Here is a 13,407-nt window from a genome sequence, read left to right as displayed (position 1 = left end):
AGTCGATGCCTCTTATATTAAATCGCAGCGATATTTTTGCCGATCGGCATGGTGTAGTAGAGCGGCTTTTGCTGTCCATTTTGCTGATAGACTACAAGCAGAAGCGTGCGGCCTTCGGCAGTCAATGGGCTACCCCCACTCAGGATATGATCCAGACTGAACGGCAGTACATCCAGCACAGCGTGCTTTTGCAGTTCTTTTTCACTCAGCTTCAAGGAAGCAAAGGCTGGGATAATCTCGCGGTATGGCTGCGGCTGTTGACTGCCTACATCCGTTCCGCCTGTACTCTCCTTGCTCGCATCTGCCACAAAATCTGCAACCACAGGTGACAACAGCGCATCCGGGTGCTGGAGAACCATTTTCATATAGCTGGACCAATCATTCTTCTCCAAGCTATGCTCCCACCAAATTTTACGCGGCTTATATTTATGGTTAAGGAAATAATCAAGCTTCATCAGTCCAAGCACCATATCCATTCGCTTTGTTCTACGCGATTCTAGAAAGGACTGGAGACGTGTGAACAAGTCTTCGAGCTGATGTCCGATTTTTTGCCAGCCCTGTCCTTCCCAGTAGTCTCCGAATTCCTGAAAGAAATCAAAGGCGGACGAGAATTCACGCTCAATCAGATAGTTGACTGTATGATCCATACGATGAGAATTCCAGTACTTTTCCAATACATCTTCCAAGCGCTTGAGCCGGACGATATCGGCAAAGGAAAGGACGTCATTGCTCAACATTTCATACGGCGCCACGTCCATGTACGTGTAGTTGTACTTATCTGCGTCGATACGCAGTCCAGTGCCACGCAGCATTTTGAGGAAGCCAAGTTGAAGCTCTTCCGGGCCGAGCGCAAAAACGTCATTAAACGTTTTACGGAATGTGTTGTAGTCCTCCAAGGGCAATCCGGCGATCAAATCCAAATGCTGGTCGATTTTACCGCTTTGTTTGACCTTGGTAACAGTACGAGAAAGTTTGGTAAAGTTCTGGCGACGCTTAACCAGCTCATTGGTAGGATCATTCGTTGATTGGACGCCGATTTCAAAACGAAATACGCCCGGCGGCGCGTTTTCCGCCAAATAATCCAATACCTCGGGACGCATAATATCTGCCGTAATCTCAAACTGGAAGACACATCCACGGTGATTTTCAATCAAAAATTTGAACATTTCCAGTGCATAATCGCGTTTAATATTAAACGTCCGATCCACGAACTTGATTAGGTTGGCTCCATTGTCGATCAGATATAAAATATCTGACTTTGTGCGCTCAATATCGTAATAACGCACCCCAACCTCAATGCTAGACAGACAAAACTGGCAGCTGAACGGACAGCCCCGGCTCGTTTCGAAATAAACAACCCGTTTCCCGAGTTCCGGTATATCTTCTGCAAAACGATAGGGCGACGGCAGCTCGTTCAAGTCCGCTTTCGGACGACCGGGCATCTGAATGACCTCTTCTCCCTTACGGTAAGCCAGTCCATACACAAAATGGAACTTGCGATCCCCTTCCAGCTCCTGCAGCAGTTGATGGAAGGTTTCCTCTCCTTCACCAACCACGATAAAGTCCACATTCGCCAAGCGCTTCATCCAGTGATCCGTATCGTAGGATACCTCTGGACCACCCAGAACAATTTTGACTTCGGGCATGATCTTTTTCAATACATCGATGACTTTAATCGTCTCTTCAATGTTCCAAATATAACAGGAAAAGCCGATGACATCTGCCCCCCGTTGAAACAAATCGGATACGATGTTCATCACCGGGTCTTTAATCGTGTACTCCGCTAGCTCGATATCAAAGTCCTTTTCACTGTAGGCTTTGAGACATCGGATGGCCAGCGAGGTATGAATATATTTTGCATTTAACGTTGATAAAATGACTTTCATAGGTCACAACCTTCTATAGTTTGCATGGACTGTTATATCCTTACCTTAGTATGGCTATTCAAAATCCTCGTACACATCGTCTGCATAAATCTCGTCCTCGCTTACCGTTCCCCCGATATTCCCCTGATTATGAAAAAAATCAAGAAACGGCTTGCCGTACTTGCGGAACTTCACTTCTCCGACACCCTTGATCCGCAACATGTCTGCCTCGGATTGCGGGCTCGCTACGCTCATCTCACGCAGCGTCGCATCATTGAAAATGATATAAGACGGTACATGCTCCTGAGCGGCCAGATCGCGGCGGATCAGGCGCAATTGCTCGAACACGGTTTCGTTGACTGCAGCCGGGTATGCATCGCGTCCCTGTCGTCCGCGTGAACCTGCTCCACCTGCAAAAGCCGTGGCATGTCGCACAACACGCTGCATGACTTCTCGCTGGCCCTTCAGCACTTCAGCGGCAAGCTGCTGCAAGCGTACGACCGGATATTGTCCCTCGGACAACATCAGATAGCCTTCCGAAACAAGAACATTGATGATTTCGGCGATCTCTTTTTCCGTCCGGTTGCCCATCACGCCATAGGTTGGTAGGCTGTCAAAACCATACTGCAGCACTTTTTTGTTACGCGAGCCTTTCAACACCGAGGCGACCATCGAGACCCCATAACGTTCCCGCATGCGATGAATGCACGAAAAAATCTTTTGCGCATCTATGGTCATATCAACCAGTTCCCGTTCATCTCTACATGAACTGCATATGCCGCAAGCTTCATGCTCTTCCGCTTCTCCGAAATACTCAAGCTGTGCTGTACGTAGGCAACGAGTCGTGTAGCAATAATCAACCATCTGCTGGAGCTTGCGATAGTCATTACGCTTGCGGTCTTCATCCTGTGGATTTTGCTCAATCAGGAACTTCTGCGTCACAATATCTTGCGGTCCGAACAGCAAAATACATTGACTCGGGTCGCCATCACGTCCTGCGCGTCCCGCCTCTTGCACGTACGCCTCCATATTTTTAGGCATGTTGTAGTGAATGACATAGCGTACGTTCGATTTATCTATCCCCATGCCGAAGGCATTGGTTGCTACAATGACACGGATATCGTCGTACAAAAACCCTTCCTGGCTATCTGCACGCTCCTGATCTGTCATCCCGGCATGATAGCGTCCAGCCGCCATGCCTGCATCACGCAGCCGTTGGTACAAATCGTCCACGTCCTTACGTGTCGCCGCATAAATAATACCCGATTCACCCTCATGCTCACGGGCGTAATTCAGTAAAAAGCTGCGTTTGTCTTCCCCACGCAGCACACTGAACGCCAAATTGGGCCGTCCAAGGCCTGTAACGAACGTCTCGGGTGAGCGCAGACGAAGCAAGCGCACGATGTCATCCATGACCTGCGGTGTCGCCGTTGCCGTAAACGCAGCCACGATTGGGCGTTCATACAGCCCGTCCACGAATGGAGCCACAGCCAGATAGCTGGTACGGAAATCATGGCCCCACTGCGATACGCAGTGCGCCTCATCTACCGCTACGCAGGAAATCGGCAACTGAGTCATTTCATCGCGAAACCAGTCCAGTTCCAGTCGTTCCGGTGCGACATACAGTAACTTCAAGTCACCATTCCGTGCGGCTCGTATGCGGTCATTCACTTCTCGACCACTCAACGTACTATTGATGTAGGCAGCAGCAATCCCCATCGTGGTCAGCGCATCCACCTGATCCTTCATCAGCGAGATGAGCGGTGACACGACAATGGTCAGCCCCTCATGCAACAACGCGGGGATCTGGTAGCATATCGATTTTCCGCCCCCTGTCGGCATGATGCCCAACGTATCGTTGCCCTCCAGCATACTGGCCACAATTTTCTTTTGTCCCTCCCGGAAATCGGGATAGCCATAAAATTTTTGCAGCAAGTCCTGCGCCCGTTCCAATGTTGGTGCTTGTACACTCATAGTTTCAAAACTCCTCATATCTCTAGCGTCCTTGACGCATATCGGCTTTTCTTTCGTTACCTTTAGTTTACCGGGGTTCAGGGTAATGTTCAACCGCTAGAAGACTGCCAATCTGGTTTAGTCCCTTATGGCGTTCGCTGTTTTCTCATGATATAGTGAACACGGTGCCGCAAATTTGTCCATAATTATGAAGAGACACGGTTCCAAGAAGGAGAAAGAACCCATGAACAATCGGAAACCCCAACGGAAAAACCATACAAAATCTACGTCAAACGCAAGCCATTCCAAACGCAGTCATAAACCTGCCGGAAGATCTGGCTCTCATAAACCGGAAGCTCCACGGAGAACGAATGCTTTTGATAAAGCCCCTGCCAAAACATACATCGTTCAGGAGCCTGCCGAGCTATTGAGCTTTTTAGTAGAGCATGTGACTGGCATGGGTCGCAACTCCATTAAATCAGCACTGGCTCGTGGGCAGGTGTCCGTCAACGGCATTCCGCGTACCGTGCATAATTTTCCACTGGAGCAAGGTCAGACTGTCGCTCTTTCCAAGGAAAAAGTAACTCCCGTCGTACCACTGACTGGGCTACGTATTTTGCATGAGGATGAAGCCATTATCGTTATCCATAAGGATGCCGGGTTGCTTTCCGTCGCTTCAGCGCAGGAGCAGGAAGTAACAGCATATCGCCAGCTTACGGCCCATGTGAGGCGCGAACATCCGTACAATCGTATTTTTGTACTGCATCGTTTGGATCGTGATACATCAGGAGTGATGATGTTTGCGAAAAGCGAAGCCATACAGCAGGAAATGCAAAAAGCGTGGAAGGAAGTTGTGTATGAACGAACATACATTGCTCTTGTGGAAGGACAGGTTAAAAAAGCGGAGGGTACAATCACCTCATGGCTGAAAGAAAGCAAGACGCTAAAAATGTATTCCAGTCCTTATCCGAATGACGGACAACACGCAGTCACTCATTACAAGCTACTTCAAGCCAATCGGCATTTTTCTTTGCTGGAAGTACGTTTGGAAACCGGACGCAAAAATCAAATCCGCGTACATATGGAGGATATCGGTCATCCCATTGTTGGAGATAAAAAATACGGTTCCAAATCCAAGTCGATTGGGCGCCTTGGCCTACATGCGAGGGTATTGTCTTTTATTCATCCCGTCACCGGGGTATTGCTGCGTTTTGAATCCGACATTCCTAAAACCTTTTTGAATCCGTTCCGGGAGTAGAATTGAGCAAAGCATACGAGATTAGATAGAAAAATAGAAAAGGAAATGAGGGGGCTGTAGAAGACAGCACCCTTTTTTGATTGATTAAGCGGTATACCTCCGAACACCATCAGCCATTTTCATCAACTCATCCCATATATATATGGGCGTATTACACACTGGACAATCTACCCAACCATTTAAATAGGGTAATTGGGCAATCAGCTTGTTCTCTTCAATTTTTTGGGCATATTCGTGTAACCACTGCATATTAGCACCTCTATGATCTAATGAACGGGGGCGGATCGGTCGGGGAACCAGATTATCTGAATTTACAGGATCCTTATCATAGACAACCAGGGTGTCATTCTGTTCATCAGGCCAAATATAGAGCGGGGTACCGCAATGCGGACAATCCAGCGTATATTCGTCACCAGTATCGAAGCTTTGTAGCATATAAGCTATGCTGCGATAACCCTGAAAAGCGGCACCCGCAGCCAGAACATAGCGTTTACCGACATCTCCTTCGTGTTCTTTCGCATAGAGCATCATTTCTTCAGTCAATTCTGCAAGTCGGACAATGGCACACCGATATTGCGCATAAATATATTCAGCCACACTAGAATCCACTTTTACCTGATCCCTTGTAAATTCCAAAGGAACTTTGGTATGTAAGGGATTGTTATTCTTCGCTTCGAATATTCCGCAAATGTTATATATATCTGCACGAATCCCTATATCAGAACTTTTTAACGCAATGTCTACAAGGTAAGGTACAGCCGCAAATGTACAAGTATACAACGTATTTTGGTGATACAGCTCCTCCCAATACAAGGTGTCAGCCATTTCGCCATCATATCCGGCTTGGAGCTGTTTCAACATTTCCGGGACGTATTGAGAAGAACCATAAGGGCCTTGGAGCAGAGTCCAGGCCGGATCGGACAAAGCCAGCATCTTGATACTCCTTCCACCGTTTTTCTTACAGTAAGGGATTTTGCAAAAATCCAATAAGCGACTTCCAATGAACAAAGGTATAGAACGAAGTAGTTTAGTTCGTCTATATCTTGCACTTCGGAGCGACTGGAATCGAATTGTGCAAAATCCTGACAGTAACATGGGATCGGTTTGTAAATTAAACTCGCTAACAAATTCATTTTAACTTCATAATTCTCAGCTTCTTACGTTTATTTTATTATACGCATATTATTAGCTGAAGTTGTTTTCTCGATTTATGCAATATACAAAATCACTATTTTTCCGGGTCTATAATCATATTCGGTTAAGCTTTCGGCATTGTGAAGGTGAAACACATTAAATTAATGAATTACTAACCCGGTTCTTATGTCTTACTACGAGTTCTCTGTCAGTTCAGTTCCTTCTTCGTATACATAGTTCATATTATAAGTCCTGTTACTTAAAAATTGCTGAGTAAGAAATAAAGTATATATACATTAAAATTTCCATACATGTAAAAACAAAGCCACTCCCCTGCCTGTTTTTAATTATGCCAAACGGGTAAGACATACTTGTTCAAGCCTTTAATCTAACAGCTACAGAACTGATTTTATGAATCGGTATATGAAAAGGCGTGTTGGGAATATTATGTATGAATACTGCGACTATAAGGGGAAATAGCCTATGACCATAACACCGGAACAGCGGATTACCCTGCACGGATTTAACAACCTGACCAAATCATTGAGCTTCAATATGTACGATATTTGTTACACCAAAACCAAAGAAGAACGCGAGGCGTATATTGAATATATTGATGAACAATACAACTCAGATCGGCTGACAGCTATTTTAAAGAATGTATCTGACATTATCGGCGCCCATGTGCTCAACGTAGCCCAGCAGGATTATGTTCCTCAAGGAGCCAGCGTGACAGTACTTATATCAGAGGGACCCATTGTGGAGGTTCCGACTGAATCTTATGCCGAGTCACCAGGCCCCCTACCTGAATCTGTCGTGATACAGCTGGATAAAAGCCACATTACGGTTCACACCTACCCGGAATATCATCCAGACGAGGGGATCAGTACGTTTCGAGCAGATATTGATGTCTCTACCTGTGGGGAAATCTCCCCGCTCAAGGCACTCCACTATTTGACTCATTCTTTCGACACCGACATTATGACGATTGATTACCGGGTACGCGGCTTCACACGTGATATGAATGGACATAAGCTTTTCATCGACCATGATATCGGCTCCATTCAAAACTATATTCCAGACGAAGTGCGCAGTCAGTATGACATGATCGACGTGAATGTGTATCAGGAAAATATTTTCCATACCAAATGTAAGCTAAAACAATTCGATTTAGACAATTACCTGTTCGGCTACACCAAGGAAAGTCTGACTGAAAAAGAGCAACAAAATATATCAACACGTCTCAAAATTGAAATGGACGAAATTTACTACGGTAAAAATATGACGTAACAGATCGAATGCGTGAAAATAAAGTGAATCATTTCATTGAAAAAAAGGATGATCGCTTGGACTGAAATACAGCCAGGCTTTCGTCCTTTTTTTGATACAAAATAAAAGATATTACTCTCTGTACAAGCGAGTGATTGTTCACTATGATAGGGGAAGAAACCACTAATTTGAAATATCAGCATAGATTTTACATCCGCTTCATATTGTAAGCGCAATCAATCGATCCTACGTATGATTTTGTCATGGAAGACAAAGGAGGAATTTGCATGCAAGGCGGTATTGGCGGTAAAAATATCATTTTACGACTGGAAATTTCCACAGAGCACATCCAATTTGGTCAATTGATTACGTTGGTAAACGAACATGGCGGGGATGTAATCGCCATTGACGTCATCCGCACCTCTGAGAAGGTCACTGTGAGAGATATTACAGTCACCATTGCTGATCCAGCAGAAATCGATCAAATGATTGCCCGGATTAAAAAAGCACAAGGTGTTAAGGTATTATCCATCTCTGATCGTACCTTCCTATTACACCTCGGGGGCAAAATTGAAATGCAGCCCAAGGTCCCCATTCAAAACCGCGATGACTTATCCCGGGTATATACCCCCGATGTAGCACGCGTATGCATGGCGATTCACGAGGAGCCGGACAAAGCTTTCCGTTTGACAATCAAGCGCAACACGGTCGCTGTCGTCTCTGACGGAAGCGCTGTCCTCGGGCTAGGCAACATCGGTCCCTATGCAGCCATGCCGGTTATGGAAGGCAAAGCCATGCTGTTCAAGCAGCTCGGGTCCGTCGATGCCTTTCCCATCTGTCTGGATACGCAGGACACTGAAGAAATCATTAAGGCCATTAAGCAATTGGCCCCAGCCTTTGGCGGTATTAATCTGGAGGATATTTCATCGCCACGATGCTTTGAGATTGAACAGCGGTTACGTAACGAGCTGGACATACCTGTTTTTCATGATGATCAGCACGGTACAGCTGTCGTTTTATACGCAGGGCTGATCAATGCGCTCAAGGTTGTCGGCAAAGCCCTGTCTGACGTCAAAATTGTCGTCTGTGGTATTGGGGCTGCAGGTGTGGCTTGTACCAAAATTTTGCTATCTGCAGGAGCCGTCAACATCATTGGCGTAGACCGCCATGGAGCTCTTACAGCGGATGAAACATACGAGCATCCGATGTGGAACTGGTATGCACAGCATACCAACCCTGAACGGCTGTCTGGCACGCTGTCCGAGGTTCTGAAGGACGCTGACGTGTTTATCGGTCTGTCGGCAGGTGGAATACTGCAACGAGAAGACGTAAAACGTATGAAAGAAGGCCCGGTGCTGTTCACTATGGCTAACCCGGTTCCTGAAATTGCGCCAGAGGACGTCGAGGACATTGCGGGTGTCATCGCCACCGGACGTTCGGACTATCCTAACCAAATTAACAATGTGCTTTGTTTCCCTGGCATCTTTCGAGCGGCGCTCGACTGCCGTGCCCGTGAAATCAACGAAGAGATGAAGCTGGCGGCCGCAGAGGCCATCGCAGGCACGATTCGTCCTGAAGAACTAAACAAGCTGTATATTATCCCAGGTGTATTTAACGAGAGTGCGGTTCAACGGGTGCGTGAAAAGGTAATTCAAGCCGCGATTGCGAGCGGTACAGCCAGAAGAGTGCCTCGGGATTTCAGATAAAAGAAAAGGATTGCCCCCCTAAATGCGGGTGCAATCCTTTTTGCTATCGAAAGATCAGTCTTCATATCCGTTATCTTTACAGCGATTATGACCTCCATTTAGAGAACAATTGACTGGCACGCTGGGCAAACTCCTCCAGATTAAAGTTGGAGTTATCCAGCTTGTAGTACCATTTTTTAATTGTATCCAAAATCCATGAGGGAACTTTAACCTCCGAGATACCGGAATAAAACGTATGATACGCCCACACCAAATGCTCCCAGCGCTTATCATCGCCTTCCTTCACGTATTCAGATACGTCCAATACCTTGGCACGCCCGTCTTGCATGAGTACATTCTTGAGGTGAATATCACGGGGATTCAGCCCCTTGGATCGGACAAATTCCCTCGCCTTTTCCACATCCAGAATGACCTGCTCTGGCACAGGAATTCCTTGCAACAAACAGTCCAGCAGCGTAATACCGGATTCATAACTTATGACAATATACTTGTCGCCTTTTCCGTAATAATGAGGAAAAAAGTCAGACCCTCGCAAACGCTCATATACGTCGGCCTCCGCATCTTTCTTGTCGATCGCCATGTCTGAGTACACCTTGAACGCGTAGCCTGGCAACGTATCGAGCGTAAATACGGCCGCATCTGTCCCGATGCCAATACAGCGGACGTCTTGAGTGGCTGTTTTAATGGTAACCGGATCATTATCCTCTGTACTGTATACGGTCACTTGACTTATGATGTCTTCTGCCTGCCTCCATTGTTCTACCATGCGCGATCCCCTCCTTCTCTGTTCTAAACCATTACCAATGAAGTTAGTTCTATAACAGATAAATAGTATTACGGGTTATCTTTTGGAATGGCTTCAAAATAGGTTGATTCTTTTAAAAAATACGGTATGTACCGTGTCTAACGAGCGTCCGGCAGCAGCAACCTTCTTAACTCTGCATAGCTTGCTGCTGTTTTATAGATCCCCAGCACGTCAGTCTCCGGGGAAGCGTTTCTGTGATTGAACCAGATCACCTGCCAATTCGCAGCTATAGCTCCCGTCACGTCATTACGCCAGGAATCCCCAATGTAGCAGCAGTGCTCTGCTAACGTTCCTGTCCGTTTGTTCACTACTTCAAAAATGCGCGGATCAGGCTTGGCATAGCCAACGGTCCCAGATACAAAGATATGCTCTGCTGCAACATGATTTTCCAACGCCATGGCCTTGATCTTGCTCATCTGGTGTTCTTCAAGACCGTTTGTAATTAATCCAACTAAAAAGCCAGCCGAGCTCAAATCATTTATTAACGAGGTAGCCCCCTCAAATGGCTCAATTCGGTACTGACGATCCAAGTATTCTTGTTGAACATGTACTGCCTGCTCACGGGTAATTTCTACCCCGAATTCTTGTAAAGCCAGAATGAAACGGCCTTCCCTCATCTCATCCAGTTCATCCGGCCCTGCCTTCCCCTCCAATAGTCCTCCTTTAGCCGATAATACATCGCTGTAATAGCGAATACGGTGGTAGGCTTTCTCATAAGGAAAACGCTCACTCAATCCTAACACTGTACGCAATGCATCGCGTGTAGGGTGCAAATGATCGTACATCGTATCATCTACATCAAAAAAAACAGCCTTTTTTTGCAAGTTCATATGCCCACTTCTTTCTGTTAAATCTTCGGATGACGCTCCTTTTCACCTTGTCCTGATATTATACCCGTTGGCCTGTTGCGTTGCACCCTGTCCTTCACACTGCGCATCCTGCAATCACACTTCACGGTTGCTAACATACACTGAAAAGACCGCATTTTCGTAAACTCACTTTACTTCTCTACCGAGCTAACATAGGTATCTTGTCCTGCTTTGCCCGAAAGCGTTTTATTTGACAACACACGGGTAAAAGGTCACATTTTTGAAAAGATTCGTCATACAGGTTTACATTTCGTGTAAAATCACGTACCTTTTAGGGATGAACGCTTTATGGATGTATTGGATAAGGGAGGCATACACGATGGATTCCGGTTCTAACCTAGCCTATGGATCAGCTACACCTTTGATTGAGGCACTTATAGAATTTGAAAAGGAGCTCGAAGCGAACCGGCATTCTTTGAGTTTTGATTTGGGATTGATTATGGAGCAGGGCCGCGCGCCACGATATATGGCTACACCACCAGATGTTATTCCTTTTGCCCATGCAGGGATGGACGGAATACATTATGGCTTTTTAACGGATTTTGGTCTTGAAAAGGACCTTTCACAGGCCCCTATCGTATGCGTATCTCCCGTCGATTGGACGGGTGTATGGGTGGTTGCCCGTCATTTGCAGGATTTTTTAAGCGTTGTTTATACAGAGAACAGTTCATTACAACGATACTACGCCAGCGGGGACGACTATTCTGGACATGCAGGTCAGCGACTGCCTCAGATTGTAGATGAACGCACCGCGTTTGTACGCGAATGCTTTCGGGAACGATTTGGTATCGAACCGATTCAGGATATGGCTGCCTATATCGACAGCTTGCGAGCAGAACGGAAGCACAATGAAGCAGCTCCTACGCTGAACGGCTTGGGCATTCAGGTATCTTCTTCCGCGAAGCATAGCTCTTCTATGGAAAGTACCCTCTTGACCGTAACGGAGCCTTTCCTTTGGGAACAACAAGGCGAAGCTGTGCGTGAATTGTTCTATAACGGTTCGCGTGAAGCCAGACTGGCCTTTATTCGGGATGCCCAGACACGGCACCTGTTCACCCATTCTGCCCTTCGTGCTTTTGTAGCTGGACAGCTTAAGCTGATGGGTCTGTCTGAGGCCGCAACATATCTGGAAGAGTCTTACTATACCGTTATTCCCGATATGATAGAATCTTGACGAATTCCTTGGATTTCCCCCAACATAACCGCCTCCGAAAAGGCGGCTTTTTGTGCTACAATAAATGAAAATAATAGGGTCGAACGGCCCGGTACGAATGAAAGAGAGCGAGCATGAATAATCATTCCTATCCTACTCCTGAAATCATTGAGGTTTGTCTGTTGGCGGGCAAACTGATGATGCAAAATGGAGCCGAAACCTATCGTGTTGAAGACACGATGTCCCGCATTGCTTCGGCCTATGGCATATCCCAGTCCCATAGCTATGTAACACCAACTGGGATTTTTTTTGCCATTAATGACTCGGAGCCTGCCACGCTCATCCGCATCGTAGAGCGGACCACCGATTTGCACAAGGTGACAGAGGTCAATTCCATTTCACGTAAAATCAGCACAGGTGATTTGTCTCCCCGCGCTGCCGTCAAGGAGCTTTCCGAGATTGAACGTGGTCCCCTCCGTTATTCTAACCGTGTACAGCTGATGGCTGCTGCGTTGGCCAGCGGTTGCTTTATGATCATGTTTGGTGGAGTTTGGCGAGATTTCCCCGCAGCCGTGTTATGCGGAGGTATCGGATTTGCAGCCGTACAGTATTTTCACAGGCTCGTTAAGGTTAAGTTTTTCTCAGAGTTTTCTGCATCTTTTCTAATCGGCTTGCTGGCGGCTCTCTTAACGATAGTAGGCTGGGGACAGATGATGGATAAAATTATTATTGGCTCTGTCATGCCACTGGTTCCAGGCTTGTTAATTACAAATGCCATCCGTGATTTAATGTCCGGGCACCTTGTTTCGGGTCTTTCCAAGGGAGCCGATGCTTGCCTGACGTCTTTTGGCATTGGAGCTGGCGTTGCGGTGATCATTTCTTATATGTGATTCGGAGGAGATTCAAGTCTATGCTTGCACAATTATTCACAAGCTTTATTGCCACCGCTGCTTTCGGCATACTTTTCCATGCCCCCCGGCGCTCGCTGCTGCAATGCGGTTTCGTCGGTATGCTAGGCTGGCTGGTCTATTATTCAACTACGGACAGCATGGGACCTGTGAGCGCCAGCCTTTTGGCAACGATCCTCATCGGCATCGTCAGTCAAGGCTTTGCGCGGCTGTACAAAATGCCTGTGATTATTTTCAGTGTGGCAGGCATGATTCCGCTCGTTCCAGGAGGAATGGCCTATAATGCCATGCGCCAGTTCGTTCAACAACATTATCCTCAGGCACTAGAGTTGGCCATGAGCACGCTGATGATCGCAGGAGCGATTGCTGTCGGTTTGGTGCTGTCTGAAGTGCTTAATCAGATTTTTCACAGTATACGTTTTAAACCACAGCGCTAAAAGCGATGAAAATAGAAAAGCAAAAGAGGCTGCTCCCAAAATCATCTGCA

Annotated in this window: 11 protein-coding genes; 6 read left to right on the top strand and 5 right to left on the bottom strand. The window is 46.6% G+C overall.

Going from position 1 to position 13,407, the window contains the following annotated elements:
* Positions 1 to 17 precede the first annotated feature (17 nt).
* A complete protein-coding gene (locus tag ACYCS5_RS21855) occupies positions 18 to 1,886 on the bottom strand; it encodes a B12-binding domain-containing radical SAM protein (RefSeq protein ID WP_459760112.1) in 1,869 nt (622 codons plus the stop codon).
* A 54-nt stretch (positions 1,887 to 1,940) separates the two neighbouring features.
* The gene (recQ, locus tag ACYCS5_RS21850) at positions 1,941 to 3,839 is read right to left on the bottom strand and encodes a DNA helicase RecQ (protein ID WP_459760111.1); all 1,899 of its coding nucleotides are present in this window, start codon (positions 3,837 to 3,839) and stop codon (positions 1,941 to 1,943) included.
* A 223-nt stretch (positions 3,840 to 4,062) separates the two neighbouring features.
* Between recQ and ACYCS5_RS21845 the strand changes: the two genes are divergently transcribed.
* Complete coding sequence (locus ACYCS5_RS21845; RefSeq protein WP_459760110.1) at positions 4,063 to 5,076, top strand: RluA family pseudouridine synthase; 1,014 nt, start codon at positions 4,063 to 4,065, stop codon at positions 5,074 to 5,076.
* Positions 5,077 to 5,160: 84 nt separating this feature from the next.
* On the opposite strand, the gene ACYCS5_RS21840 is transcribed toward ACYCS5_RS21845, so the two are convergent.
* Entirely contained in the window at positions 5,161 to 6,009 is an 849-nt protein-coding gene (locus tag ACYCS5_RS21840; RefSeq protein ID WP_459760109.1) for a hypothetical protein, read from the bottom strand.
* Positions 6,010 to 6,693: 684 nt separating this feature from the next.
* On the opposite strand from ACYCS5_RS21840, the gene speD reads away from it, so the two are divergent.
* Together speD and ACYCS5_RS21830 are read left to right on the top strand one after the other, a co-directional pair.
* Positions 6,694 to 7,500 (top strand): adenosylmethionine decarboxylase, encoded by an 807-nt coding sequence (gene speD, locus ACYCS5_RS21835; protein ID WP_029516409.1) that lies wholly within the window; start codon positions 6,694 to 6,696, stop codon positions 7,498 to 7,500.
* 266 nt (positions 7,501 to 7,766) lie between these two features.
* Positions 7,767 to 9,185 (top strand): malic enzyme-like NAD(P)-binding protein, encoded by a 1,419-nt coding sequence (locus tag ACYCS5_RS21830; protein ID WP_459760108.1) that lies wholly within the window; start codon positions 7,767 to 7,769, stop codon positions 9,183 to 9,185.
* Between the two features lie 85 nt (positions 9,186 to 9,270).
* On the opposite strand, the gene ACYCS5_RS21825 is transcribed toward ACYCS5_RS21830, so the two are convergent.
* The gene (locus ACYCS5_RS21825) at positions 9,271 to 9,951 is read right to left on the bottom strand and encodes a serine/threonine-protein kinase (RefSeq protein ID WP_029516407.1); all 681 of its coding nucleotides are present in this window, start codon (positions 9,949 to 9,951) and stop codon (positions 9,271 to 9,273) included.
* Positions 9,952 to 10,088: 137 nt separating this feature from the next.
* Complete coding sequence (locus ACYCS5_RS21820) at positions 10,089 to 10,820, bottom strand: HAD family hydrolase (RefSeq protein WP_459760107.1); 732 nt, start codon at positions 10,818 to 10,820, stop codon at positions 10,089 to 10,091.
* A 358-nt stretch (positions 10,821 to 11,178) separates the two neighbouring features.
* On the opposite strand from ACYCS5_RS21820, the gene ACYCS5_RS21815 reads away from it, so the two are divergent.
* The 3 genes from ACYCS5_RS21815 (at position 11,179) to ACYCS5_RS21805 (ending at position 13,357) form a co-directional block, all read left to right on the top strand.
* On the top strand, positions 11,179 to 12,033 hold the full coding sequence (locus ACYCS5_RS21815; protein WP_459760106.1) for a hypothetical protein: 855 nt from the start codon (positions 11,179 to 11,181) through the stop codon (positions 12,031 to 12,033).
* Positions 12,034 to 12,146: 113 nt separating this feature from the next.
* Positions 12,147 to 12,902 carry a threonine/serine exporter family protein gene (locus ACYCS5_RS21810; RefSeq protein ID WP_250243866.1) on the top strand — a complete coding sequence of 252 codons (756 nt, stop codon included), beginning with the start codon at positions 12,147 to 12,149 and terminating at the stop codon, positions 12,900 to 12,902.
* 20 nt (positions 12,903 to 12,922) lie between these two features.
* Positions 12,923 to 13,357 (top strand): threonine/serine exporter family protein, encoded by a 435-nt coding sequence (locus ACYCS5_RS21805; protein WP_013309318.1) that lies wholly within the window; start codon positions 12,923 to 12,925, stop codon positions 13,355 to 13,357.
* The last annotated feature ends 50 nt before the right edge of the window (positions 13,358 to 13,407 follow it).

Source organism: Paenibacillus sp. SEL3 (genome assembly GCF_054602585.1).
The sequence above is the reverse complement of the archived record's forward strand: the minus strand, read 5'-3'. Positions and strand labels throughout refer to the sequence as shown.

What these genes read in the sequence shown, in the direction of transcription:
- ACYCS5_RS21855 (WP_459760112.1), bottom strand. Translation starts at nt 1,886, where the DNA reads ATGAAAGTCATTTTATCAACGTTAAATGCAAAATATATTCATACCTCG.
- recQ (WP_459760111.1), bottom strand. Translation starts at nt 3,839, where the DNA reads ATGAGTGTACAAGCACCAACATTGGAACGGGCGCAGGACTTGCTGCAA.
- ACYCS5_RS21845 (WP_459760110.1), top strand. Translation starts at nt 4,063, where the DNA reads ATGAACAATCGGAAACCCCAACGGAAAAACCATACAAAATCTACGTCA.
- ACYCS5_RS21840 (WP_459760109.1), bottom strand. Translation starts at nt 6,009, where the DNA reads ATGCTGGCTTTGTCCGATCCGGCCTGGACTCTGCTCCAAGGCCCTTAT.
- speD (WP_029516409.1), top strand. Translation starts at nt 6,694, where the DNA reads ATGACCATAACACCGGAACAGCGGATTACCCTGCACGGATTTAACAAC.
- ACYCS5_RS21830 (WP_459760108.1), top strand. Translation starts at nt 7,767, where the DNA reads ATGCAAGGCGGTATTGGCGGTAAAAATATCATTTTACGACTGGAAATT.
- ACYCS5_RS21825 (WP_029516407.1), bottom strand. Translation starts at nt 9,951, where the DNA reads ATGGTAGAACAATGGAGGCAGGCAGAAGACATCATAAGTCAAGTGACC.
- ACYCS5_RS21820 (WP_459760107.1), bottom strand. Translation starts at nt 10,820, where the DNA reads ATGAACTTGCAAAAAAAGGCTGTTTTTTTTGATGTAGATGATACGATG.
- ACYCS5_RS21815 (WP_459760106.1), top strand. Translation starts at nt 11,179, where the DNA reads ATGGATTCCGGTTCTAACCTAGCCTATGGATCAGCTACACCTTTGATT.
- ACYCS5_RS21810 (WP_250243866.1), top strand. Translation starts at nt 12,147, where the DNA reads ATGAATAATCATTCCTATCCTACTCCTGAAATCATTGAGGTTTGTCTG.
- ACYCS5_RS21805 (WP_013309318.1), top strand. Translation starts at nt 12,923, where the DNA reads ATGCTTGCACAATTATTCACAAGCTTTATTGCCACCGCTGCTTTCGGC.